Source organism: Hydrogenophaga sp. IBVHS2 (assembly GCF_002127215.1).
GTDB lineage: Bacteria > Pseudomonadota > Gammaproteobacteria > Burkholderiales > Burkholderiaceae_C > Hydrogenophaga.
Map to the genome: position 1 here is coordinate 82,607 of NZ_NFUT01000005.1, position 24,654 is coordinate 107,260.

Consider the following 24,654-nt stretch of genomic DNA (forward strand, 5'->3'; position numbering starts at 1 on the left):
GCTCAGGCGGGCAGCGGCCGGCTTTCCAGCACGCGGGCCACGGCATGGGCCAGCAGCGGCCCGCAGCGGGCGATCTCGCCCAGCGGTGCATAGCCGTAGCCGATCACCAGGCCCCGCAGGTCGGTGCGCTGCAGGCAGTAGGCCGAGAGCGGCCGCACGGTGAGCCCCTGCTGGGCGATGCGCTGGGTCAGCGCCACGTCGTCCACCGTGCCCGGCAGGCGCAGGCACAGGTGCAGCCCCTGCTCGGCCCCGGTGATGCGCGGGCCTTCGGCATCGTCGCGCAGCACCGGGCGCAGGGCATCGAGCAGCAGCTGGCGGCGTTCGGCATAGCTCTGCCGGGCCCGCCGCAGGGCGCTCGCGAAGTGCCCCATCTCGATGAACTCGGCCAGTGCGGCCTGCACCGGCATCTGGCCCGGCCGGTTGAGGTCGTAGTGGGCGCGGCGGAAGGCCTCGGTCAGGGCCTTGGGCACCACCAGATAGCCCAGCTTGATGCCGGGGTAGAGCACCTTGGAGAAGGTACCCATGTAGAGCACCCGCCCGGTGGTGTCCAGGCCCTCCAGGCTGGAGATGGGCGGTCCGCTGAAGCGGTATTCGCTGTCGTAGTCGTCCTCCAGCACCCAGGCTTCGTGCGCGGCCGCAGTGGCCAGCAGCTGGTGGCGGCGCGGCAGCGACATCACCGCGCCGGTGGGGTACTGGTGCGAGGGCGTCACATAGATCAGCCGGGGCGGGGTGGCATCGTCCTGCGGGCCGGGTGCGATGCCCTGGCGGTCCACCGGCACCGGATGCACCTGCAGGCCGGTGGCCATGAAGGCCTTCATGGCACCCCAGTAGGCCGGGTCTTCCACCCACACCGTGTCGCCGTGGTCGGCCAGCAGGCGGGCGCACAGCTCCAGCGACTGCTGGGTGCCGGTGGTGACGATGACCTGATCGGCGTCCAGGTGCACGCTGCGGAACACCCGCAGGTAGTCGGCAATGGCCCGGCGCAGTGGCGCATAGCCGCCCGAGGTGTTGTAGTCCAGCATGTCCGGGTAGGTCATGCGCCAGTGCTTGTTCTGCAGCCGTTGCCACAGCGGGAGGGGAAAGGCGCTGAAGTCCGCGATGCCCGGGGTGAAGGGCTGCACCTCCAGGTCGGCCGCGCTGAAGCGGTGGGCCAGGCGTTCGCCCCGCTGCGACAGCCGGCCGGCCTGTTGCGGGGCTGCCCGCAGCGGTGCCCCGGTGCTGGCCCGGCCCGGCGTGGCCCGGGGCACGTTGTCGTTGACATAGGTGCCGCTGCCCACCCGGCTGGCCAGATAGCCCTCCACGCTGAGCTGGTTGATGGCGGCCACCACCGTGTTGCGCGAGAGGTTGAGGTCCTGGGCCAGATCGCGGCTCGAGGGCAGGCGTTCGCCGGCACCGAGCTTGCCGTCCAGCATGGCGCGGCGCAGCGCCTCGTAGAGCTGGCGGTGCAGGGGCAGGGCGTCCTGGGTGCCCAGCCGGGTCATTTCACTGAGCAGGAATTCGGAGAGCAAGTGGCACCCTGTGGTTGGCTCAACTGGCCCTCATTGTGATCCAATTTGACGGCCACAATGGTCCGCAACCGGAGATTGCATGAACAAGCCGCCAAGCATGGTCTGGCTCCCCGCCGACCACCGCCTACTGGGCGACCACGGCCATCAGATGCCCTTCCTGCTGCTGGGCGACAAGTACGCCCGCGCCGTCAAGGTCGGTGCCCAGGCCCAGCCCGTGATGTTCCCCCTGGCCAGCGCCGACCAGATCGACGGGCTGCTGTCCCTGGTGGACGGGGTCATGCTCACCGGCTCGCCTTCCAACGTGCACCCCTCGCATTTCGACGAGCCGGTGGCCGATCCGTCCCTGCCCCTGGATGCCGAGCGCGACCAGCTCACCCTGGCCCTGGTGCGGGCCTGCGTGCGCGATGGCGTGCCGCTGCTGGGCATCTGCCGCGGCTTCCAGGAGATCAATGTGGCCCTGGGCGGCACCCTGTACCAGCAGGTCCAGAACGTGCCCGGCCGCATGGACCACCGCGAGCCCAAGGGCCAGCCGCCCGAGGTGCAGTACGCGCCGCGCCACCCCATCCACCTGGAGCCCGGCAGCGTGTTCGCCGACTGGGCCGGCGGCACCGAGGTGCAGGTGAATTCGCTGCACGGGCAGGGCATCAACCGGCTGGCCGCCGGCCTGCGCGCGCTGGCCCGGGCACCCGACGGGCAGATCGAGGCCTTCGAGGTCCTGGGCGCCCGCACCTTCGCCTACGCCGTGCAGTTCCACCCCGAATGGCGCTGCTGGGAGACCCCGTTCTACAGCGCCATCTTCGAAGCCTTCGGCCGCGCCTGCCGCCAGCGCCGCAGCCAGCGGCTGCAGGCCGACGACCTGGCCGGCAGCACCCCGGCCTGAAGACCACCCCCATTCCCCGAGCGACACTGACCGCACAACACCACGAGCCCTGACGACAAGGAAACGGCCATGAACGCCCAGAAAACAGCCCCCAAGACCTTCAACGACCTCGAAAACTGGCTCAACGACCGCCGAGTGACTGAGGTGGAATGCCTGGTGCCCGACCTCACCGGTGTGGCCCGAGGCAAGATCCTGCCGCGCGAGAAGTTCACCGAAGACCGCGGCATGCGCCTGCCGCAGGCCATCGTGGCCATGGGGGTGACGGGCGAGTTTCCGGCCAGCGGCCCGTACTACGACGTGATCGAGCCGACCGACCGCGACATGCAGCTGCGGCCCGACCCGACCACCGCCCGCATCGTGCCCTGGGCCACCGACCCCACGGCGCAGGTGATCCACGACTGCTTCGACCACCAGGGCAAGCTGGTGCCGTTCGCGCCGCGCAGCGTGCTGCGCCATGTGTGCAACCTGTTCGAGGCCGAGGGCTGGGACCCGGTGGTGGCGCCCGAGCTGGAGTTCTACCTGACCGCCCGCAACACCGATCCCAACACCCTGCTCAAGCCGCCGATCGGCCGCAGCGGCCGGGCCGAGACTTCGCGCCAGGCCTACTCCATCGATGCGGTCAACGAGTTCGATCCGCTGTTCGAGGAGATCTACGACTACTGCGAGAAGATGGAGCTCAACGTGGACACGCTGATCCACGAAGTGGGCGCCGGCCAGATGGAGATCAACTTCTTCCATGCCCACCCGCTGGGCCTGGCCGACGAGGTGTTCTTCTTCAAGCGCACGGTGCGCGAAGCCGCGCTGCGGCACGACATGTACGCCACCTTCATGGCCAAGCCCATTGCGGGCGAGCCGGGCTCGGCCATGCACGTGCACCAGAGCATCCTGGACAAGGCCACCGGCAAGAACATCTTCAGCAACGAAGACGGCACGCCGTCCGAATCGTTCTACCACTACATCGGCGGCATGCAGCGCTACATTCCGGCGGCCATGGTGCTGGTGGCGCCGTACGTGAACAGCTACCGCCGCCTTTCGCGCCACACCGCCGCGCCCATCAACATCGAATGGGGCCATGACAACCGCACGGTGGGCATTCGCTCGCCGATCTCCAGCCCTGCTGCGCGTCGGGTGGAGAACCGCGTGATCGGCGCCGACGCCAACCCCTACGTGGCCATGGCCATGACGCTGGCCTGCGGCTACCTGGGCCTGAAGAACAAGATCAAGCCCAAGCCCGAGATGAAGGGCGATGCCTACCTGGCGCCGTACTCGCTGCCGCGCAGCCTGGGCGAGGCGCTCGACTGGCTGCGCCGCGAACCCGACCTGCACGAGGTGCTGGGCAAGGAGTTCGTGACCATCTACACCGAGATCAAGGAGCTGGAGTTCGACGAGTTCATGAAGGTGATCTCGCCCTGGGAACGCGAACACCTGCTGCTGCACGTCTGATCTGCCTGAAAGCGAACCGCCATGAACACCTCGACCCTCATCGCCCCGCCCGCCATCGTCCGCCGTGCCGAGCAGCACGACACCAAGGCCATCCAGGCGCAGGACAGTGCGCACTTCATCCACCCGTTCACCGACCACGGTGATCTGGCCACGCGCGGCGCGCGGGTGATGACCCGGGCCGAGAACATCTATGTGTGGGACTCCGAAGGCCACCGCATCCTGGACGCCATGAGCGGCCTGTGGTGCGTGAACGCCGGCTACGGCCGCAAGGAACTGGCCGACGCGGCCTACCAGCAGCTCATGACGCTGCCCTACTACAACAGCTTCTTCCAGACCACCAACGTGCCGGCGGTGCAGCTGGCAGCCAAGCTGGCCTCGCTGGCGCCGGTGGTGGGCGGCCGCCGCTTCGAGCATGTGTTCTTCTCCAGCAGCGGCTCGGAGAGCAACGACACCAACGTGCGCCTGGTGCGCCGCTACTGGGACCTGCTGGGCCAGCCGCAGCGCAAGGTCATCATCAGCCGCCACAACGCCTACCACGGCTCCACCATGGCCGGCGCCTCGCTGGGCGGCATGAGCGGCATGCACGCCCAGGGCGATCTGCCCATCCCGGACATCGTGCACATCGAGCAGCCGTACCACTTCGAGAACGCGAAGCCGGGCGAGTCGGCCGCCGATTTCGGCCGCCGCGCCGCCGGCTGGCTGGAGGCCAAGATCCTGGAGATCGGCCCCGAGCGGGTGGCCGCCTTCATCGCCGAGCCGGTGCAGGGTGCGGGCGGCGTGATCATTCCGCCCGAGACCTACTGGCCCGAGATCCAGCGCATCGTCGACCAGTACGGCATCCTGCTGATCTCCGACGAAGTGATCTGCGCCTTCGGCCGGCTGGGCCACTGGTTTGCGTACGAGAAGTTCGGCTACCGCCCCGACCTGGTGACCTTCGCCAAGGGCGTGACCAGCGGCTATGTGCCCCTGGGCGGCGTGATGGTGGGCGACCGTGTGGCCAAGGTGCTGATCGACCAGGGCGGCGAGTTCAACCACGGCTACACCTACAGCGGCCATCCGGTGGCCTGCGCGGTGGCCCTGGCCAACCTGGAGCTGATGGAGCGCGAGGACCTGCCGGGCCGGGTGAAGAACGACACCGGCCCCTACCTGGCCCAGCGTTTTGCCGAGCTCAACGACCACCCGCTGGTGGGCGTGGCCGAGACCTGCGGTCTGGTGGCCGGCCTGGTGCTGGTCAAGGACAAGGCCACCGGCGAGACCTACGACCCCGATCTGGCGGTCGGCATGAAGTGCCGCGCCCACTGTTTCCGCAATGGCCTGATCATGCGCGCCGTGGGCGACCGCATGATCATTGCGCCGCCCCTGGTCATGACCCGGGCCCAGATCGACGAGATGATGGGGCTGATTCGCCAGTGTCTGGACGCCACTTTGGTGCAATTGCGGGCCGAAGGGCTGCACTCCTGACTAGAATGGCCGCCGCGCCATGCCCGGTACGCCTGCGGGCATCGGCGTCGCGCGCCACGGGTCTGGAACTTGCTAGCTGTCGACAGGTCCACCCGCCCGGACGCTGAAACCTTTCGGTCTACACACCCTCGTTCAGGAGAAAGCATCACCATGAAGAAGCACGTTCTGGTTCTCGCGATGTCGGCCATGCTGCTGGCCGCCTGCGGCAAAAAAGAGGAGCCGGTCGCTGCTCCTGCCGCGCCCGCCCCGGTGGCCGCCGCCCCGGCCGCTCCGGCCGGTCCGGTCCTGGATGACGAGAAGGTCCTCAACATCTACAACTGGCCCGACTACATCCCGGAGAACATGATTGCCGAGTTCGAGAAGGCCACCGGCATCAAGGTCAACTACGACACCTTCGAGACCAACGAGGCGCTCAACGCCAAGCTGGTCGCCGGCAACACCGGCTACGACATCGTGGTGCCGGGTACCGTGTTCGCCAAGCCCCAGATCGAAGCCGGCTTCTACCAGCCCCTGGACAAGGCCAAGATCCCCAACTACAGCAACCTTGACCCGTCCGTGATGCAGGTCCTGACCAAGGCCGACCCGGACAACAAGCACCTGGTGCCGTGGGCCTGGAGCTTCACCACGGTGGGCGTCAACAAGACCAAGGTCGCCAAGGCCCTGGGCAACACCCCCATGCCCGAGAACGCCTGGGATCTGGTGTTCAAGCCCGAGTACACCAGCAAGCTGAAGTCGTGCGGCATCGCCTACCTGGACTCCCCGACCGAGATCATCCCGGTGGCCCTGCACTACATCGGCAAGGACGCCTACTCCAACGACCCGGCCGACTACAAAGCCGCCACCGAAATGCTGGCCAAGGTGCGCAAGGACATCCGTCTGTTCAGCTCCACCATGATCGACGACATCGCCGGCGGCAAGGCCTGCGTGGCCATCGGCTGGGCGGGTGACATCAACATCGCGGCCGGTCGCGCCAAGGAGAACGGCTCCAAGGACGAGATCGAGGCGCTGCTGCCCTCCACCGGCGCGCTGTCGTTCTTCGACACCATGGCCATCACCAAGGACGCCAAGCACCCCAACAACGCCCACGCGTTCATCAACTTCTTCCTGAGCCCCGAGAGCGGCGCGGCCATGGCCAACGAGATGAACTACAACTCGGGCAACAAGGCAGCGGTGTCCAAGGTGAACCCCGAGATCGCCAGCAACAAGACCATCTTTGTGGAAGATGCCTACATCGCCAAGATGATCCCGCCGAGCAGCTTCACCAACGAAGCCCGCGAAGCCATGGCCACGGCCTACAACGCGTTCAAGACCGGCAAGGCCAAATAACCCTGCCGTCCTGAACGGGCTGTGACCCCCGGGGCTGTTCGTACCAACGTATGAACAGCCCCGTTTCTTTTTCTGTCGACCCATTCCATCACCACCCCACAAGAGGCGCATTCCATGGCAGCGGCTGGACACACTGAAGGCTACCTGGTCACCGACAAACTGATCAAACGCTTCGACGAGGCCGTGGCGGTCGACGAGGTGTCGCTCTCCATCGGCAAGGGCGAGATCTTTGCCCTGCTGGGCAGCTCCGGCTGCGGCAAGTCCACCCTGCTGCGCATGCTGGCCGGCTTCGAGAAGCCCACGTCGGGCCGCATCCTGCTGGGCGGCCAGGACCTGGTGTCGCAGCCGCCCTACGAGCGGCCGGTGAACATGATGTTCCAGAGCTATGCGCTGTTCCCGCACCTCAACATCTGGGAGAACATCGCCTTCGGCCTCAAGCGCGAAGGCCTGCCCAAGGCCGAGATCGAGAAGCGCGTGGGCGACATGCTGGCCCTGGTGCAGCTCACGCCGTACGCCAAGCGCAAGCCGCACCAGCTCTCGGGCGGCCAGCAGCAGCGGGTGGCGCTGGCCCGCAGCCTGGCCAAGAAGCCCAAGCTGCTGCTGCTGGACGAACCTCTGGGGGCACTGGACAAGAAGCTGCGCGAGCAGACCCAGTTCGAGCTGGTCAACATCATCGAGCAGGTGGGGGTGACCTGCGTCATGGTCACCCATGACCAGGAAGAGGCCATGACCATGGCCAGCCGCATCGCCATCATGAGCAAGGGCCGGGTGCTGCAGGTGGGCTCGCCGCAGCAGATCTACGAATACCCGGGCAACCGCTTCGTGGCCGACTTCATCGGCAACGTGAACCTGTTCGAGGGCAAGCTCAGCCTGGACGAACCCGACCGCTGCGCCGTGACCACCGCCATCGGCGAGGTGCACGTGGGTCATGGCATCAGCGGCAGCCTGGGCATGCCGGTGGCCGTGGCGGTGCGCCCCGAGAAGGTGAGCATCGGCAAGGAGCGCCCGGCCGACATGGACCACAACGTGTTCGGTGGCCGGGTCAAGGAGATTGCCTACTTCGGCTCCTACAACACCTACATCGTCATCACGCCGCAGGGCTCGCGGGTGAAGATCACCGAGCCCAACGGCTCGCGGCACGAGCGGCTGGGCATCACCTGGGAAGACGAGGTCTTCTTCTGGTGGGACGACACCGACGCCGTGGTGCTGCGCGACTGACCCCCGCCGGAGGACCTCCCATGAACCTGCCCACCCCCGGCAAACGATTCGTCATCGGCGTGCCCTATGCCTGGCTGATCGTCTTCTTCTTCCTGCCCTTCCTGATCCTGCTCTACATCAGCTTCGTGGACATGGGCGACGACCTCAGCCCGTTCAAGCCGCTGTGGGATCCGGTCACCGGCGTGCTGAGCCTGAAGTACGAGAACTACCTCTCCATCTTCCGCATGGAAGAGGGCGCCCCGCTGTTCAAGACGCTCTATGTGGAGGCCTACCTGCGCTCCATCTGGTACGCGCTGTGCACCGCGGTGCTGTGCCTGGTGATCGGCTACCCGTTTGCCTACTTCATTGCCCGCTCGCCGGCCAGCGTGCGCCCGGCGCTGCTGCTGATGGTGATGCTGCCGTTCTGGACCTCGTTCCTGCTGCGGGTCTATGCCTGGAAGGGCATCCTGGCCGATCAGGGCGTGGTCAACCGCGCCATGATGGCCCTGGGCATCACCAGCGAGCCCATCCCCATGCTCTACACCAACGTGTCGATGCTGGTGGGCATGACCTATGTGTACCTGCCCTTCATGGTGCTGCCGCTGTACGCCAACCTGGTGAAGATGGACTTCCGCCTGCTGGAGGCCGCCTACGACCTGGGCACCACGCCCTTCAAGGCCTTCTGGCTGGTCACCGTGCCCCTCTCGCGCTCGGGCATCGTCGCCGGCTTCATGCTGGTGTTCATTCCCTGCGTGGGCGAGTTCGTGATCCCGTCGCTGCTGGGCGGCCCCGAGAACCTCATGATCGGCCGCGTGGTGTGGGACGAGATGTTCACCGCCAACAACTGGCCCCGGGCCACGGCGCTGGCCGTGGTCATGATCGCCGTCATCGTGGTTCCGCTGGCGCTGTACTACCACTACAGCGGCAACAAGAACGAACAGCGCGTCTGAGGAGCCGGCCATGAAGCAACTGCTCGAAAAACACACCGGCAAGCTCTGGATGGCGCTGGTGTTCGCCTTCCTGTACGCCCCGCTGGTGTTCATGATGGTGTTCTCGTTCAACAGCACCCGGCAGGACGCCCGGTTCACCGGCTTCTCGCTGCGCTGGTACGAGGCCCTGACCCGCGACACCAAGATCGTCGAAGGCTTCTTCCTCTCGCTCAAGGTGGCGGCCATCACCGGCGTGCTGTCGGCCGTGCTGGCCACCTTCGCCGCCTTCGTGCTGGTGCGTTACCGCCGCTTCGTGGGCCGCACCATCTTCAGCGGCATGGTGAATGCGCCGCTGGTCATGCCCGAGGTGATCATCGGCCTGTCCCTGCTGCTGCTGGCCGTGGGCGCGCAGAACGTGTTCGGCTGGCCCGAGCGCGGCATGCTCACCATCATCCTGGGGCACACGCTGCTGGGCATGGCCTACGGCATGGTGGTGATCCAGTCGCGCCTGATGGAGATGGACCGCTCCACCGAAGAAGCCGCCATGGACCTGGGCGCCCGGCCCATCCAGGTGTTCTTCCTGGTCACGCTGCCCAACATCTTCCAGGCCATCCTGGCTGCCTTCCTGCTGGCCTTCACCCTGTCGTTCGACGACGTGGTGATCTCCGAATTCCTCTCCGGCCCCGGCGTGAGCACGCTGCCGCAAGTGATCTTCGGCTACGCCCGCAGAGGCATCAACCCGACCATCTATGCCGCCGCCACGCTGCTCATCGTCACGGTGACCATCGTCATCGTGGGCTATGCGGTGTGGGTGGCCCGGCAGACCCGCCGACGCGAGCGCGAGATCGCGGCCGCAGCGCGGGCCGAGATGGCCGCGCTGACGGTGAAGTGAACGCTTAGCCTCTGCCCGTCCCGGGAACCCCGGGAGGGTGTGTGCCCAGGGTGAAAAAAGCCGTTCTCGGGCGGCTTTTTGCCGGATGTTGGCCACTGGGTTGCGAGTACAGCTGCCCAACGCCGGTGGACACCCGCCCGCCCGCCAAAGTGGACTGGCGTGCTGCGGCTTTCCCGGGCTAGCATGGGGGCCAATCTGAGGACCCTCATGAGCGACAACGCCAGCAACACCCCCCGCTTCGACGGCCGCGCCGTCATCAATGGCCAGCGCGTGGACGCGCGCGACGGTCAGACCTTCGATTGCCTCTCGCCGGTGGACGGGCGCCTGCTCACCCCGGTGGCGCGCTGCGGTGTGGCCGACATCGATGCCGCCGTGGCGGCGGCCCGTGCTGCCTTTGAAGACCGGCGCTGGAGCGGCATGGCGCCGGCCGCGCGCAAGCGGGTGATGCTCAAGTTCGCCGATCAGCTCATCGCCCATGCCGACGAGCTGGCGCTCACCGAAACCCTGGACATGGGCAAGCCGGTGAAGTACGCCCGCGCGGTGGACGTGAACAGCGCAGCCAACTGCATCCGCTGGTACGGCGAGGCGGTGGACAAGGTCTATGACGAGATCGCGCCCACGCCCAGCACCGCGCTGGCGCTCATCACCCGCGAGCCGGTGGGCGTGGTGGGCGTCATCGTGCCCTGGAACTACCCCATGATCATGGCGGCCTGGAAGATCGCGCCGGCGCTCGCCGCGGGCAACTCGGTGGTGCTCAAGCCCAGCGAGAAGAGCCCGCTGACCGCGCTGCGCCTGGCCGAACTGGCACTGGCCGCCGGCATTCCGCCCGGCGTGTTCAACGTGGTGCCCGGCTATGGCCAGGAAGCCGGCAGTCCGCTGGCGCTGCACATGGATGTGGACTGCATTGCGTTCACCGGCAGCACGCGGGTGGGCAAGCAGATCCATGTGATGGCCGGGCAGAGCAACCTCAAGCGCGCCTGGACCGAGCTGGGTGGCAAGTCGCCCAACATCGTGTTCGCCGACTGCCCCGACCTGGACCGCGCGGTGGAGGCAGCCGTGGGCAGCATCTTCTTCAACCAGGGCGAGAGCTGCAACGCGCCCTCGCGCCTGTTCGTGGAGGCCTCCATCAAGGACGCCTTCCTGGAAAAGGCGCTGGCTCTGGTGCCGCGTTACCAGCCTGGCAACCCGCTGGACAAGTCCACGGTGATGGGCGCCATCGTCGACAAGGTGCAGATGGACACGGTGCTGCGCTACATCGAGAGCGGCCGCAGCGAAGGCGCGAAGCTGCTGGCCGGCGGCGAGGCCACCGAGCCGGTCAAGGGCGGCTTCTATGTGCAGCCCACCATCTTCGACGGCGTCAAGAACGACATGACCATTGCCCGCGAGGAGATCTTCGGCCCGGTGCTGTCGGTGCTGAGCTTCACCGATGCGGCCGACGTGGTGCGCCAGGCCAACAGCAACATCTACGGCCTGCAGGCGGCGGTGTGGACGCGCGACATCAACAAGGCCCACGGCGTGGCCCGCGCCCTGCGCGCCGGCACGGTGCATGTGAACCAGTACGACGAGGACGACATCACCGTGCCCTTCGGCGGCTTCAAGCAGAGCGGCGTGGGTCGCGACAAGTCGCTGCACGCATTCGACAAGTACACCGAGGTCAAGACGACCTGGATCCGGATCGATTCCCCTGTCTGAAGGAGACGCCCATGAACGCCCCGCAAACCCCCGACACCCTGCAAGCCCCGCACACCAACGCCGCCTGGCATGCCCGCCGCCTGGCCGCCACGCCGCGCGGTGTGGGCGTGATGGGCGACTTCTTCATCGACCGGGCCAAGAACGCCGAGTTCTGGGACATCGAAGGCCGCCGCTTCATCGACTTTGCCGGCGGCATTGCGGTGCTCAACACCGGGCATGTTCACCCCAAGGTGCAGGCCGCCATTGCCGCGCAGCTGCAGCGCTTCACCCACAGCTGCTACCAGGTGGTGCCCTACGCCGAGTACGTGGCGCTGGCCGAGCGCATCAACGCGCTGGTGCCGATTGCCGGGCCGGCCAAGACGGCGTTCTTCTCCACCGGCGCCGAGGCGATCGAGAACGCCATCAAGATCGCGCGCTCGGCCACCGGCCGCAGCGGCGTCATTGCGTTTGGTGGTGCCTTCCACGGCCGCAGCCTGTTCTCGGTGGCGCTGACCGGCAAGGTGCAGCCGTACAAGGCCGGCTTCGGCCCGTTCCCGCCAGAGATCTACCACGTGCCCTTCCCGTGCCACTGCGCCTCGCTGGACGACACGAAGAAGGCCATCGAGCAGCTGTTCAAGTGCGACATCGAGCCCAGCCGTGTGGCGGCCATCGTGTTCGAGCCGGTGCAGGGCGAGGGCGGCTTCAACCCGATCCAGCCGGCCGCCGTGAAGTGGCTGCGCGAGCTGTGCGACCAGCACGGCATCCTGCTGATCGCCGACGAGGTGCAGACCGGCTTTGCCCGCACCGGCAAGCTCTTCGCCATGGAGCATTACGGCGTGTCGCCCGACCTGATCACCATGGCCAAGAGCCTGGCCGGCGGCACCACGCTGTCCGCCGTGTCGGGCCGTCAGGCGGTGATGGACGCGCCCGCCCCGGGTGGACTGGGCGGCACCTATGCCGGCCACCCGCTGGCCATCGCCGCCTCGCACGCGGTGCTCGACGTCATTGAAGAGGAGCGCCTGTGCGAGCGCGCCCAGCGCCTGGGCGACAAGCTGATTGCCCACCTGATCGCGCAGCGCGCGGTGCGTCCCCGCATCGGCGACATCCGCGGTCTGGGTGCCATGGTGGCCTGCGAGTTCATCGACCCCAAGACGGGCGCGCCGGATGCCGACACCACCAAGAAAGTGCAGGCTGCCGCACTCGCCCGCGGCCTGCTGCTGCTGACCTGCGGCGTGTACGGCAACGTGATCCGCTTCCTGTTCCCGCTGACCATCGAGGACGCGGTGTTCGACGAAGGTCTTTCGGTGCTCGACGCCGCGCTGGCCGAGGTGCTGGCTTGAGCCTGGCGGCCGATCTGGCCGACCGCATGGCCGCCCTGCGGGCGCAGGGCATCCACTCGGTGCTGGCCACCTTCACCGACCTCAACGGCGGCGTGAAGGGCAAGCTGGTGCCGCTGGACCTGCTGCCGCAGGCGGTGGCCGAGGGCGCCGGCTTCTCCGGCCCCAGCATCACCGGCACCGGCCTGCCGCGCATGGGTGCGCGCAGCGAGTACATGGGTCGGGTGCTGCCGCAGAGCCTGCGGCCCTGGCCTTTTCTGCCCGGTGTGGCCCATGCGGTGTGCGACGGCTTTGCCGGTGGCGAGCCGCTGGACACCTGCCCGCGCCAGCTGCTCAAGGCCCAGGTGGAGCGGCTGCGCCAGCGCGGCTGGACGCTGTGGGTGGGCATCGAGCCCGAGTTCTTCCTGCTGCGCCGCACCGGGCAGGGCTGGGCGGTGGCCGATGCGCAGGACACGCTGGCCAAGCCCTCGTACGACCTGCGTGCCATCGGCCGCAACTTCGGGTTTCTGGACCGCTTGCGCCAGGCCCTGCAGGACCTGGGCTTCGAGCTGCAGCAGATCGACCATGAAGACGCCTGCGGCCAGTACGAGGTGAACTACCGGTTCGACGAGGCCCTGGCCGCGGCCGACCGCTACCAGCTGTTCAAGCTCGCGGCCGGCGAGGTGGCGCGCGAACACGGCCTGGTGTTCTCCACCATGCCCAAGCCGCTGGCCCATGCGCCGGGCAGCGGTCTGCACTTCCATCTGAGCCTGACCGACCACCAGGGCCACGCGCTCATGGCCGACCCGGCCGGTGCCCTGGGCCTGAGCGGGCTCGGGCACCGGTTTGCCGCCGGCCTGCTGCACCACGCCGATGCCCTGGCCGCCCTGTGTGCGCCCACGGTCAACAGCTACCGGCGCCTGGCGGCGAGCCGCAGCGCATCCGGCACGACCTGGTCACCGGTGTGGAAGGCCATCGGGGACAACAACCGCACCTGCCTGGTCCGCACCGTGGCCGGGCGGCTGGAGTGGCGCCTGCCCGATCCGGCCTGCAATGTGTATGCGGCCATTGCCGGCACGCTCGCGGCCGGTCTGGACGGCATCGACCAGGCCCTGCCCTTGGTGCCGCCCACGGCCGACGACCTCTACGAGCGCCATGCCGCCGGTGCCGATCTGCCGCCGCGCCTGCCACGCGACCTGCATGCCGCGCTGGATGCGCTGCAGGCCGACGCCGCCCTGCGGCAGGCGGTGGGTGATGCGTTCTGCGGGCAGTTCCTGCAGGTCAAGCGGGACGAATGGGCCGCCCATGCCGGCAGCGTGTCGGACTGGGAGTGGCAGCGATACGCCGAAGCGCCCTGAGGGGCCACCGCGCGCCATGAAGGCGGGGCGGGCCCAGCCGGGATAATCGCCGGTCCTGCCCTGTCTGCCCATGACCCTGCCTGCCCCCTCCGTCCTTCAAGCCCCGGCCGCAGCCCCGCGCCAGTGGACCAAGTCCGCCGACCGGCCGCTGCGCAGTGGCCGCAAGTCGCTGGGCATCTGGTGCATGGCCCGCGCGCTGGGTGTGGCGGTGCCCTGGGGCGCGGTGCGGCAGACCGATGGTGCGGCGCTGCTCGCCTTCGAGCACGACCGCCTGCAGGCCCTGGCCGACGCTGGCGAGCGCGTGCCGGCGGTGCTGTCCTTCGACGGGCAGCACCTGGTCACGAGCGACATCGGCACCACGCTGGACCGCTGGCTGGATGCAGCACCCGCGGGCGAGCGCCTGCCGGTGATGTGCCAGGCCTGCGCCGATCTGGCCAGCTTCCATGCGCGCGGTCAGTGGCATGGCGGTTCCCAGACCCGCAACCTCACCTGGGACGGTCAGCATTTCTCGCGGCTCGACTTCGAGGAGCGGCTGGTGCCGGGGATGCCGCTGGACCTGGTGCAGCGGTACGACGCCTTGCAGCTGCTGCTCTCGATGACGCGCCACCTGGAGCCACTGGGGCCGGATGCGGTGCTGCAGGTGCTGGAGGCGTACACACGCGCCGGCGGTGGACGGGTGCCCGATCTGCGGCCTTTCGTGCAGCGCCTGCTGCCCCGCCTGCGGGCGGTGCTGTGGCTGGTGGGCTGGTCGACCCGCTTGCGCCACTCCCGCGAGGCGCGGCGCCTGCGCACGGTGCTCGATGGCATGAGCGCCTTCGTGGCCGGTCGCCCGGCGGGTTGAACCGGCGCCAGGTCTCTCAGGTGCGGAACGACGGGTCGAGCTTCTCGGCCTTGCGCAGCAGCGCCGGCCAGGCCAGCTGGGCGCCTTGCCCGGCGGTGGCCACCCGCATCACGTCGGCCATGCCGGCCAGGATGGCCGGGTTCACCGGGGTGAGGGCGGTGCCGCCGGCCAGCGCGTCCACCTGGATGCGGCAGGTGTTCTCGAAGGTGTACATCGACAGGAAGGCATCGGCGATGCTGCGGCCCACGGTCAGCAGGCCGTGGTTGCGCAGCACCAGGTAATTGGCCTGGCCCAGGTCGGCCTGCAGGCGCGGCTTCTCGTCCGGGCGGAAGGCCACGCCTTCGTAGTCGTGGTAGGCCAGCGACGACAGCACGAAGGTGCTCTGCTGGCTGATGGGCAGGATGCCGTGCTGCTGCGCGCTCACCGCCACGCCGGCGCGGGTGTGGGTGTGCAGCACGCACACCGCGTCCGGCCGGGCTTCGTGCACCGCGCTGTGGATGACGAAGCCGGCCGGGTTCACCGGGAAGGGCGAGTCGTGCAGCTTGTTGCAGGCCATGTCGACCTTGACCAGGCTCGATGCCGTGATCTCGTCGAACATCAGGCCATAGGGGTTGATCAGGAACTGGTGCTCGCCCCCGGTCACGCTCTCGGGCAGCTTGGCGCTGATGTGGGTGAAGACCAGATCGCTCCAGCCGTAGGCGGCCACCAGGCGGTAGCAGGCGGCGAGATCGCAGCGCAGCGCCCATTCTTCGGCACTGACGACTTCACGCAGGGAGGGGATGTGCATGGGACACCTCGTGGGGCAGGGGCTGGAAGGAATGGCCATTACAACGCCGAAGCCCGGCGTCCGACAGCCCCGGACCATCCCGCAGGCGACACCGCGCCTGGTCTCATCGTTCAATGAATTCGAACATAGGGTTCAAGATCGTTCATCTTTGTTGCGCGGTCCGCTGCCTACACTGCCCACCCATGGACACGACGCCTGCCCGTTACACCGCGCCCGCCCGCTGGCTGCATGCCCTGCTGGGGCTGGCCCTGGTCGGTGTGTTTGCCATGGGGCTGTACATGACCGGGCTGCCGTTCTCGCCGCAGCGCCTCAAGCTCTACAACTGGCACAAGTGGGCCGCCATCCTGGTGCTGGCCTTCTCGGTGCTGCGCCTGGTTTGGCGCCTGACCCACCGCCCGCCCGAACTGCCGCCTGCCATCCGCCACGCCATGCCGGCCTGGCAGCGCCTGGCGCACCACGGCACCCACCTGGGCCTGTACCTGCTGTTCTTTGCCGTGCCCCTGCTGGGCTGGGCCTACAGCTCGGCGGCCGGTTTTCCGGTGGTGCTGTTCGGGGTGCTCCCGCTGCCCGACTGGGTGCCGGTGAGCCCGGACCTGGCCGAAGCGCTCAAGCCGCTGCACCGGCTGGCGGCCTATGCCCTGGCGGCCCTGGTGCTGCTGCATGTGGGTGCTGCGCTCAAGCACGCCCTGATCGACCGCGACGGCCTGTTGCGCCGCATGTTCTGACCTTTCCGGACATCTCGCCATGAACCTCCGCTTTCCTGTGCTGGCCACCGTCCTGGGTGCCGCCGCGTTCCTGCCGCTGTCGGCCTCGGCCCAGCAGGCGCTGGTTCCTGCCAGCAGCGAGATCCGCTTCACCAGCCGCCAGATGGGCGTGCCGGTGGAGGGCCAGTTCCGCCGCTTCGATGCCCAGATCAAGTTCGATCCGGCCCAGCCGGCGCAAAGCCGCATCGCGTTCACCGTGGACACCGGCAGCGCCACGCTGGGCGTGCGCGAGACCGATGCCGAACTGCCCAAACCCACCTGGTTCAATGTGGCGGCCTTCCCGCAGGCCACCTTCCAGTCCACGGCGGTGCGCCGCATCGACGCCACCCGTTTCGAGGTGGCCGGCCGCCTGTCCATCAAGGGCGTGGGCAGCGATGTGGTGGTGCCGGTCACCCTGGCGCGCCAGGGCGCCCAGACCGTGGCCACCGGCGCCTTCCCGATCCGCCGCCTGCAGTTCCGCATCGGCGAGAACGAGTGGGCCGACACCGCCATGGTGGCCGACGAGGTGCAGGTGAAGTTCCGCCTGACCCTCACCGGCGTGGCGCCGCTCTGACCGTCCGTTTTCCTTGTCCGCTTTTCCCAACCCTCAGGAGATTCCCATGCGCAAATCCCTCGCCCTGCTGGCCGCTGCCGCCAGCATCGCCACCGTGGCCACCACGGCCCAGGCCGCCGACTACGCCGTCGACCCGACCCACACCTTCGTGACCTTCGAGATCGGCCACTTCAACACCTCCACCAACCGGGGCCGCTTCGACAAGAAGGAAGGCAGCATCCAGTTCGACCGCGCCGCCCGCACCGGCAAGGTGGACATCACCATCGACGTGGCCTCGGTCAACACCGGCACCGCCGCTTTCGACAAGCACCTCAACAGCGCCGACCTGTTCAACACCGCGGTGCACCCCAAGGCGCGCTTCGTGTCGGACAAGCTGGTGTTCAACGGCGACAAGGTGGTCGAGGTGCCGGGTCAGTTCACCTTCATGGGCAAGACCGCCCCGCTCACGCTCAAGGCCGTGCGCTTCAACTGCTACGACAACCCCATGCTCAAGCGCGAGGTCTGCGGTGGCGACTTTGAAGCCGTGGTCGACCGCACCGTGTACGGCATGGACTACGCGATTGCCTTCGGTGTGCCCAAGGACGTGCGCCTGGTGATCCAGGTGGAAGCGGTTCGCCAGTAAGCGCCTGCTTCGCCCTCAGGCCTCAGAAAAGACCGCTTCGTGCGGGCTTTTTGTTGGGCGGCGTGTGGCTCAGGGCCGGGTGCCGGTCTCCAGGGCTGTGAGGTAGTGCAGCGCGTGTTCGCGCTCGCTGCCGCACATCTCGGCCTGGGGCCGCAGCGAGCGGCACACCGCCGGCCGCTCGGGCCGACCGAACAGGCGGCAGCGCAAGGCCTCGTCCAGGTGCGGACAGGGCACGCCCGCCGGCTTGCCCTGCGGCAGTCCCGGCAGGGGGCTGCTGATGCTGGGGGCGATGCAGCAGGCCGCGCAGCCCGGGCGGCAGTCCATGGCGTTCAGGGCGCGGCGTTGAGCGCGCGGGCGGCGTGGATCACCTGATCGACCACGCCCTGCACCGCCTGGCGGGCGGAGTCCTGGGCCAGCCGGCCGTCGGGGTCGAAGGCGCTGGCAGCCTGACCCAGCGCGAACTGCCTCGGCGCCACCCAGCACTGCAGGTTGCGCAGCAGCGTGGACAGGTGGGCCAGACCGCGCACGCCGCCCAGGGCACCGGGCGAGGCGCTCAGCAGCCCGACCACCTTGCCCTCGAAGGGCTTGGTGCCGCGCTGCCATTCCGGGTCGGACTTGACCGGGCTGGACACCCAGTCGATGGTGTTCTTGAGCAGGCCGGTGTAGCTGCCGTTGTATTCGGGCGAGCACACGATCCACGCCGGGTGGGCATGCAGGATGCGCTTGAGTTCCAGCGAGGCGGCGGGTGTGCCGCGTGCTTCGAGGTCGGCGTTGTAGAGCGGCAGCTCGTGCGCGGCCAGGTCCAGCACGGTGACCTGGGCGCCAGCGGCGCGCGCCATGTCGGCAGCCACGTGGGCCAGCTTGCGGTTGTGGGAGCCGGTGCGGGTGCTGCCGGCAAAGACGAGGAGGGGCAGGGGGGTGTTCGACATGGCCGGCATTGTCGCGCAGCCCCCGTGGTGGCGTGGCCAGGGCTGGGCAGAAGCCGGGGCTTGATGGGACAATCGCGGGTTGCCCCGGAGTCTGACCATGCTGTACCCCCAGGAATTTGATGTCATCGTCGTTGGTGGCGGCCATGCCGGCACCGAAGCCGCCCTGGCCGCTGCCCGCATGGGCTGCGTCACGCTGCTGCTGACCCACAACATCGAGACGCTCGGTCAGATGAGCTGCAACCCCAGCATCGGCGGCATCGGCAAGGGGCATCTGGTGAAAGAGGTCGATGCCCTGGGCGGCGCCATGGCCCTGGCCACCGACGAGGGCGGCATCCAGTTCCGCATCCTCAACAGCTCCAAGGGTCCCGCCGTGCGCGCCACCCGCGCCCAGGCCGACCGCATCCTGTACAAGGCCGCCATCCGCCGCATGCTGGAGAACCAGCCCAACCTGTGGCTGTTCCAGCAGGCGGTGGACGATCTGATGGTCGAGGGCGATGGCGATGGGGCCCGGGTGGTGGGCGCGGTCACCCAGGTGGGCATCCGTTTCCGCAGCCGCACCGTGGTGCTGACGGCGGGCACCTTCCTGGACGGCAAGATCCACGTGGGCCTGAACAACTACAGCGCCGGCCGCGCGGGCGACCCGCCGGCGGTGAGCCTGTCGGCCCGCCTCAAGGAGCTGAAGCTGCCGCAGGGTCGCCTCAAGACCGGCACCCCGCCGCGCCTGGATGGCCGCACCATCGACTGGAGCCAGTGCACCGAACAGCCCGGCGACGGCATGCCGGGGGGTCTGAACCCGGACCAGCCGGTGCCGGTGTTCAGCTTCATGGGCAGCACGGCCATGCACCCGCAGCAGATCCCGTGCTGGATCACCCACACCAACGAGCGCACCCACGAGATCATCCGCAGCGGCTTCGACCGCAGCCCCATGTTCACCGGCAAGATCGAGGGCGTGGGCCCGCGTTACTGCCCGAGCGTGGAAGACAAGATCAACCGCTTTGCCGACAAGGACAGCCACCAGATCTTCCTGGAGCCCGAGGGACTGACCACGCACGAGGTCTATCCCAACGGCATCTCCACCAGCCTGCCGTTCGACATCCAGTACCAGCTGGTGCGTTCCATGAAGGGCCTGGAGAACGCGCACATCCTGCGGCCGGGCTACGCCATCGAATACGACTACTTCGACCCGCGCTCGCTCAAGAGCAGCTTCGAGACGCGGCAGATCGGCGGCCTGTTCTTTGCGGGTCAGATCAACGGCACCACCGGCTACGAAGAGGCGGCGGCCCAGGGCCTGTTCGCCGGCATCAATGCCGCGCTGCAGTGCCGCCAGCTGGCCGGGCAGGGCAACGATTTCGGCGGGGCCTGGCTGCCGGCCCGCGACGAGGCCTACCTCGGCGTGCTGGTGGACGACCTGGTCACCCAGGGCGTGACCGAGCCCTACCGCATGTTCACCAGCCGCGCCGAGTTCCGCCTGCAGCTGCGCGAGGACAACGCCGACATGCGCCTGACCGAGACCGGCCGCAAGCTGGGCCTGGTGGACGACGCCCGCTGGGATGCCTTCTGCCGCAAGCGCGATGCGGTTTCACGTGAAACCGAACGCCTCAAGGCCACCTGGGTGAACCCGCGCAACCTGCCGGCGGCCACCGCCGAGGCGGTGCTGGGCAAGGCGATCGAGCACGAGCACAACCTGTTCGATCTGCTGCGCCGCCCCGGTGTGTCGTACGACGCCCTGGCAGCCATGGAAGAGGGCCGCTTCGCCAGCCCGGATGTTTCACGTGAAACCCTGGGCGACCTGCATGCCCCGGTGGTGGAGCAGGTGGAGATTGCCGCCAAGTACTCGGGCTACATCGACCGCCAGAAGTCCGAGGTGGAGCGGGCCGCCCATTACGAGCATCTGCGCCTGCCGGACGACATCGACTACCTGCAGGTCACGGCCCTGTCGTTCGAGGCGCGGCAGAAGCTGGCCAAGCACCGGCCCGAGACCCTGGGTCAAGCGTCCCGCATTTCCGGCATCACGCCGGCCAGCATCTCCCTGCTGCTGATCCACCTGAAAAAGGGCGGCTTCAAGGGCTTTGCCCGCCGCGAGTCGGAAGCGGCATGAGCGCGGCCGACCTTCGCCCCGTGCTGGTGGCCGGGGTGCATGAACTCGGGCTCCAGCTGTCCGATGCCCAGATCGATCAGCTGCTGGCCTACCAGGACCTGATCGCCAAGTGGAACAAGGTCTACAACCTGACCTCGGTGCGCGATCCGGCCGAGATGCTGACCCACCACCTGCTCGACAGCCTGGCGGCCATCCCGCCGCTGCTGCGCCAGACTCAAGGCCGGGCCGTGCGCCTGCTGGATGTGGGGTCGGGTGGCGGCCTGCCGGGCGTGGTGATCGCCATCACCTGCCCGCACATCGAGGTGCATTGCGTGGACACGGTGCTCAAGAAGGCGACCTTCATCCAGCAGGTGGCCGCCAGCTTGCGTCTGCCCAATCTGCGCGGCATCCACGCGCGGGTGGAGTCGCTGCGGGCGGATCAGGGTGGCGGCTACGACGTGGTTTGCTCCCGGGCCTTTGCCTCGCTGGTGGACTTCACCACCTGGTCGCGTTCGGCGCTCAAGCCGGACGGGGTGTGGATGGCGCTCAAGGGCAAGCATCCGGCCGATGAGCTGGCGGCTTTGCCGGCCTCGGTGGCGGTGTTTCACGTGGAACAGCTGCAGGTGCCGGGGCTGGGGGCGGAGCGGTGCATCGTCTGGCTTCGGGCCTCCTTCTGACTTTTCGCTCTTCTGTTCCTTCCGAGGGGTGAGGGGCCGGTGCGCGGACTTCGGCCAGCTCGCGGGCGGCTGCTACAGACGTGCCTGGGTTTCTTCGTCAACGCTGCCCGGGCAAGCCACCTCTGTGGCAACCGCGAATCGGGCCTGCGTCCGCGCACCGGTCCCTCACCCCTCCAAACCAGGCGGGCACGCCACCCCGCAGCCTTCCCCGCCCACCCCTCTCCACAAGCCGACAACGCCGCAAAACCGCAACGCCTCCCCCGCCACAAACCTGGCAACACGAACCCCCTCACGTAAACTCCACCGTCCCCCACCCGGAGAGCCCACCCCATGTTCGGCATCGCAGATTACGGCGCCTTCGTCGTCGCCATCGTCATCTTTCTGGCCATTCCCGGCCCCGGCAACCTGGCCCTCATCACCTCCACCGGCAAGGGCGGCATCCGGGGCGGGCTGGCTGCCACCCTGGGCGTGATCGCGGGTGACCAGGTGCTCATGTGGCTGGCGGTGGCGGGCGTGGCCGCCTTGCTCGCCGCCACACCGGCGGCTTTCAGCGCGGTGCAGTGGGTGGGTGCGGCCTATCTCGCCTGGCTCGGCTGGAAGATGCTCACCGCCCAGCCCGGCGATGCCCCGGTGCTCAACATCCGCCCGCGCCAGTACTTCCAGCAGGCGGCCGCCATCACCCTGCTCAACCCCAAGGCTATCGTGTTCTACATGGCCTTCTTTCCGCTGTTCGTCGACCCGGCCCGGCACCAGGGCCTGGCCACGTTTGGCGCCATGGCGCTGACCATTGCGGCGCTCACCTTCCTCTATGGTCTGGTGGTGGTGCTGCTCACCCACCACCTGGCCGAGCGGCTCCGGGCCAATCCGCGCATCACCCGCACCCTGGAGAAGCTGGCGGGTGTGTTCCTCATCGGCTTCGGCGTGAAGCTGGCCCTGTCCAAGTAAGCGGAAGACCCCATGGCAAAAATTTTCTGTGTGGCCAACCAGAAGGGCGGCGTCGGCAAGACCACCACCACGGTCAATCTGGCGGCCGGTCTGGCCAAGGTGGGGCAGCGGGTGCTGATGGTCGACCTCGACCCCCAGGGCAATGCCACCATGGGTTCGGGCATCGACAAGCGCACCATGGCGCTGTCGGTGTACGACGTGCTGCTCGAATCGGCATCGGTGGCCGAGGCGGCGGTGTTGTCGGAGAAGTGCGGCTACCACGTGCTGGGCGCCAACCGCGACCTGGCCGGTGCCGAGGTGGAGCTGGTCGAACTGGATCGGCGCGAGAAACGCCTGAAGACCGCGCTGGCCGCGGTGGATGCCGACTACGACTTCGTGCTGATCGACTGTCCGCCCAGCCTGTCCATGCTCACCCTCAACGGCCTGTGCTCGGCCCACGGCGTGATCGTGCCCATGCAGTGCGAGTACTTCGCCCTGGAAGGCCTGACCGATCTGGTCAACACCATCAAGCAGGTGCACGCCAACCTCAACCGCGACCTGCAGATCATCGGCCTGCTGCGGGTGATGTTCGACCCGCGCATCACCCTGCAGCAGCAGGTCAGCGACCAGCTCAAGGCCCACTTCGGCGACAAGGTGTTCGACACGGTGATCCCGCGCAACGTGCGGCTGGCCGAAGCGCCCAGCTATGGTCTGCCGGGCGTGGTGTTCGACCCGTCGGCCCGGGGCAGCCAGGCCTTCGTGACCTTTGCCCAGGAAATGGTCGACCGCATCCGCACGATGTGACGGCCCCGCACCGGTTCCACGTGAAAAACTCGAACGTCCTCATCCTGCCCGGCTGGCAGAACAGCGGCCCGGACCACTGGCAGAGCCGGTGGGAGGCCCTGCATGGTTACCAGCGCGTGGACCAGTCCGACTGGATGAGCCCGCGCCGGGGCGACTGGATGGCCCGACTCGACGAGGTGCTGCTCGGCCTGGACGGCCCAGCGGTGCTGGTGGCCCACAGCCTGGGCTGCATCCTCACTGCCGCCTGGGCGGCCCACTCGCGCCACACCGGCCGGGTCAAGGCGGCCCTGCTGGTGGCGCCCGGAGACCCGGAGCAGGAGGCCCTGCAGGTCCAGCTGCCCAGCTGGTCGCCGGTGCTCCTGCAGCCGCTGCCCTTCCGCTCGGTGCTGGTGGGCAGCCGCAACGACCCCTACTGCACCGAGGCCCGCGCCCGCCGTTTTGCCCAGGCCTGGGGCGCCCGCTATGTCGACCTGGGCCACGCCGGCCACATCAATGCCGAATCCGATCTGGGCGACTGGCCGCAGGGCCACGCCTGGCTGCAAGAACTCATCAAGGACTGACACATGGTCACCAAGAAACCCAAGGGCCTCGGACGCGGCCTCGAAGCCCTGCTCGGCCCCAAGGTGCAGGAGCCGGCGGCCGGCAGCGACGCCGCCGATGCCACGCCCAGCAGCCTGACCCTCGATCAGATGGTGCCCGGCGTCTACCAGCCGCGCACCCGCATGGACGAGGGCGCCCTGTACGAACTGGCCGAGAGCATCAAGGCCCAGGGCATCATGCAGCCCATCCTGGTGCGGCGCCTGACGGCGGGCGACAACGTTGGCAAGTACGAAATCATTGCCGGCGAACGCCGCTTCCGCGCCTCGAAGCTGGCCGGTCTGGACCGGGTGCCGGTGCTGGTGCGCGAGGTGCCGGACGAGTCGGCCGCCGCCATGGCGCTGATCGAGAACATCCAGCGCGAAGACCTCAACCCGCTGGAAGAAGCACAGGGCTTGCAACGCTTGGTCAAAGAGTTTGGGCTCACTCACGAGCAGGCGGCGCAGGCCGTGGGCCGGTCCCGCAGCGCGGCCAGCAACCTGCTGCGCCTGCTGCAGCTGGCCGAGCCGGTGCAGACCATGCTGATGGCCGGTGACCTCGACATGGGCCACGCCCGGGCGCTGCTGGCACTGGAGAAGGCCGCCCAGATCACGGCGGCCAACCAGATTGCGGCGCGCAAGCTGTCGGTGCGCGAGACCGAGGGCCTGGTCAAGAAGCTCAGCGCCGAGTTCGAGCTGTCACCGCAGAAGCCGCGCAAGGAGAAGTCCCGCGACATCCGCCGGGTGGAAGAGGAGCTGGCCGACCTGCTCACCGCCGAGGTGGAGGTGCGCATCAAGAAGCGGGTGAAGCGCCATGGGCGGATGGAAGAGATGGGCGAGCTGGCGATCCAGTTCGGGTCGCTGGAGGAGCTCAATGGGTTGATCGACCGGTTGCGGGGGCAGTGATCGGTCTGTCGGGCTGAAGTTTCGTTCGCGGCTGGGTGGGTGGGGCGGCGGGTGACCCCCGCAGACTCTGGCGCTGCTCGCGGGCGGCGGTGCAGGCAGGTTGAGGTTGCCGCGTCAACACCGGGTGGGTGCGCACGCTCTGTGGCAACCGCGAATTGGCGCCGGCGTCTGCGGGGGTCACCCGCCACCCGCGAGCAGCGCCGAAGACCGCAGG

The 24,654-nt window shown here is 68.3% G+C and carries 24 protein-coding genes; 20 read left to right on the forward strand and 4 right to left on the reverse strand.

Annotated features, from left to right (window positions below):
* Positions 1–2: 2 nt before the first annotated feature.
* Positions 3–1,508, reverse strand: coding sequence for a PLP-dependent aminotransferase family protein (locus CAP38_RS12765; RefSeq protein ID WP_086121804.1), 1,506 nt, complete (start codon positions 1,506–1,508; stop codon positions 3–5).
* A 79-nt stretch (positions 1,509–1,587) separates the two neighbouring features.
* Between CAP38_RS12765 and CAP38_RS12770 the strand changes: the two genes are divergently transcribed.
* The 11 genes from CAP38_RS12770 to CAP38_RS12820 all read left to right on the forward strand — a co-directional run bounded on the left by CAP38_RS12770 (position 1,588) and on the right by CAP38_RS12820 (position 14,822).
* The gene (locus tag CAP38_RS12770; protein WP_086121805.1) at positions 1,588–2,388 is read left to right on the forward strand and encodes a gamma-glutamyl-gamma-aminobutyrate hydrolase family protein; all 801 of its coding nucleotides are present in this window, start codon (positions 1,588–1,590) and stop codon (positions 2,386–2,388) included.
* Positions 2,389–2,457: 69 nt separating this feature from the next.
* The gene (locus CAP38_RS12775; RefSeq protein ID WP_086121806.1) at positions 2,458–3,831 is read left to right on the forward strand and encodes a glutamine synthetase family protein; all 1,374 of its coding nucleotides are present in this window, start codon (positions 2,458–2,460) and stop codon (positions 3,829–3,831) included.
* A gap of 21 nt (positions 3,832–3,852) precedes the next feature.
* On the forward strand, positions 3,853–5,292 hold the full coding sequence (locus CAP38_RS12780) for an aspartate aminotransferase family protein (protein WP_086121807.1): 1,440 nt from the start codon (positions 3,853–3,855) through the stop codon (positions 5,290–5,292).
* Between the two features lie 150 nt (positions 5,293–5,442).
* Positions 5,443–6,618 (forward strand): extracellular solute-binding protein, encoded by a 1,176-nt coding sequence (locus CAP38_RS12785; RefSeq protein WP_086121808.1) that lies wholly within the window; start codon positions 5,443–5,445, stop codon positions 6,616–6,618.
* 114 nt (positions 6,619–6,732) lie between these two features.
* The gene (locus tag CAP38_RS12790) at positions 6,733–7,836 is read left to right on the forward strand and encodes an ABC transporter ATP-binding protein (protein ID WP_086121809.1); all 1,104 of its coding nucleotides are present in this window, start codon (positions 6,733–6,735) and stop codon (positions 7,834–7,836) included.
* Between the two features lie 20 nt (positions 7,837–7,856).
* A complete protein-coding gene (locus CAP38_RS12795; RefSeq protein ID WP_086121810.1) occupies positions 7,857–8,765 on the forward strand; it encodes an ABC transporter permease in 909 nt (302 codons plus the stop codon).
* A 10-nt stretch (positions 8,766–8,775) separates the two neighbouring features.
* The gene (locus CAP38_RS12800; RefSeq protein ID WP_086121811.1) at positions 8,776–9,636 is read left to right on the forward strand and encodes an ABC transporter permease; all 861 of its coding nucleotides are present in this window, start codon (positions 8,776–8,778) and stop codon (positions 9,634–9,636) included.
* A gap of 207 nt (positions 9,637–9,843) precedes the next feature.
* A complete protein-coding gene (locus CAP38_RS12805) occupies positions 9,844–11,328 on the forward strand; it encodes an aldehyde dehydrogenase (protein WP_086121812.1) in 1,485 nt (494 codons plus the stop codon).
* Between the two features lie 11 nt (positions 11,329–11,339).
* Positions 11,340–12,647, forward strand: a complete 1,308-nt coding sequence (gene gabT / locus CAP38_RS12810) for a 4-aminobutyrate--2-oxoglutarate transaminase (RefSeq protein ID WP_086121813.1) — start codon at positions 11,340–11,342, stop codon at positions 12,645–12,647.
* Positions 12,644–13,981: a type III glutamate--ammonia ligase gene (locus CAP38_RS12815; protein ID WP_256924450.1), complete on the forward strand. Its 1,338-nt coding sequence runs from the start codon at positions 12,644–12,646 to the stop codon at positions 13,979–13,981. The genes gabT and CAP38_RS12815 overlap by 4 nt, the downstream gene beginning before the upstream one ends.
* 70 nt (positions 13,982–14,051) lie before the next feature.
* Positions 14,052–14,822 carry a hypothetical protein gene (locus CAP38_RS12820; protein ID WP_086121814.1) on the forward strand — a complete coding sequence of 257 codons (771 nt, stop codon included), beginning with the start codon at positions 14,052–14,054 and terminating at the stop codon, positions 14,820–14,822.
* Positions 14,823–14,838: 16 nt separating this feature from the next.
* Here the strand turns inward: CAP38_RS12820 and CAP38_RS12825 are convergent, their stop codons facing one another.
* Entirely contained in the window at positions 14,839–15,609 is a 771-nt protein-coding gene (locus CAP38_RS12825) for a class II aldolase/adducin family protein (protein ID WP_086121815.1), read from the reverse strand.
* 182 nt (positions 15,610–15,791) lie between these two features.
* On the opposite strand from CAP38_RS12825, the gene CAP38_RS12830 reads away from it, so the two are divergent.
* The 3 genes from CAP38_RS12830 to CAP38_RS12840 are packed head-to-tail and all read left to right on the forward strand — an operon-like array spanning position 15,792 to position 17,548.
* On the forward strand, positions 15,792–16,334 hold the full coding sequence (locus CAP38_RS12830) for a cytochrome b (protein WP_086121816.1): 543 nt from the start codon (positions 15,792–15,794) through the stop codon (positions 16,332–16,334).
* Between the two features lie 19 nt (positions 16,335–16,353).
* Positions 16,354–16,926 carry a YceI family protein gene (locus CAP38_RS12835; RefSeq protein ID WP_086121817.1) on the forward strand — a complete coding sequence of 191 codons (573 nt, stop codon included), beginning with the start codon at positions 16,354–16,356 and terminating at the stop codon, positions 16,924–16,926.
* 46 nt (positions 16,927–16,972) lie between these two features.
* Entirely contained in the window at positions 16,973–17,548 is a 576-nt protein-coding gene (locus CAP38_RS12840) for a YceI family protein (RefSeq protein WP_086121818.1), read from the forward strand.
* Between the two features lie 69 nt (positions 17,549–17,617).
* On the opposite strand, the gene CAP38_RS12845 is transcribed toward CAP38_RS12840, so the two are convergent.
* Complete coding sequence (locus CAP38_RS12845) at positions 17,618–17,872, reverse strand: YkgJ family cysteine cluster protein (RefSeq protein WP_086121819.1); 255 nt, start codon at positions 17,870–17,872, stop codon at positions 17,618–17,620.
* Positions 17,873–17,877: 5 nt separating this feature from the next.
* A complete protein-coding gene (locus tag CAP38_RS12850) occupies positions 17,878–18,486 on the reverse strand; it encodes an NADPH-dependent FMN reductase (RefSeq protein ID WP_179188547.1) in 609 nt (202 codons plus the stop codon).
* Between the two features lie 88 nt (positions 18,487–18,574).
* Between CAP38_RS12850 and mnmG the strand changes: the two genes are divergently transcribed.
* The 6 genes from mnmG (at position 18,575) to CAP38_RS12880 (ending at position 24,440) form a co-directional block, all read left to right on the forward strand.
* Positions 18,575–20,575, forward strand: coding sequence for a tRNA uridine-5-carboxymethylaminomethyl(34) synthesis enzyme MnmG (gene mnmG / locus CAP38_RS12855; RefSeq protein ID WP_086121820.1), 2,001 nt, complete (start codon positions 18,575–18,577; stop codon positions 20,573–20,575).
* Positions 20,572–21,231, forward strand: a complete 660-nt coding sequence (gene rsmG, locus CAP38_RS12860) for a 16S rRNA (guanine(527)-N(7))-methyltransferase RsmG (RefSeq protein ID WP_086121821.1) — start codon at positions 20,572–20,574, stop codon at positions 21,229–21,231. The genes mnmG and rsmG overlap by 4 nt, the downstream gene beginning before the upstream one ends.
* 330 nt (positions 21,232–21,561) lie before the next feature.
* Positions 21,562–22,176 carry a LysE family translocator gene (locus tag CAP38_RS12865; protein WP_086121822.1) on the forward strand — a complete coding sequence of 205 codons (615 nt, stop codon included), beginning with the start codon at positions 21,562–21,564 and terminating at the stop codon, positions 22,174–22,176.
* Positions 22,177–22,188: 12 nt separating this feature from the next.
* Positions 22,189–22,959 (forward strand): ParA family protein, encoded by a 771-nt coding sequence (locus CAP38_RS12870; RefSeq protein WP_086121823.1) that lies wholly within the window; start codon positions 22,189–22,191, stop codon positions 22,957–22,959.
* 20 nt (positions 22,960–22,979) lie between these two features.
* Positions 22,980–23,519 (forward strand): alpha/beta hydrolase, encoded by a 540-nt coding sequence (locus CAP38_RS12875; protein WP_086121938.1) that lies wholly within the window; start codon positions 22,980–22,982, stop codon positions 23,517–23,519.
* A 3-nt stretch (positions 23,520–23,522) separates the two neighbouring features.
* Complete coding sequence (locus tag CAP38_RS12880; protein ID WP_086121824.1) at positions 23,523–24,440, forward strand: ParB/RepB/Spo0J family partition protein; 918 nt, start codon at positions 23,523–23,525, stop codon at positions 24,438–24,440.
* Positions 24,441–24,654: the final 214 nt, after the last annotated feature.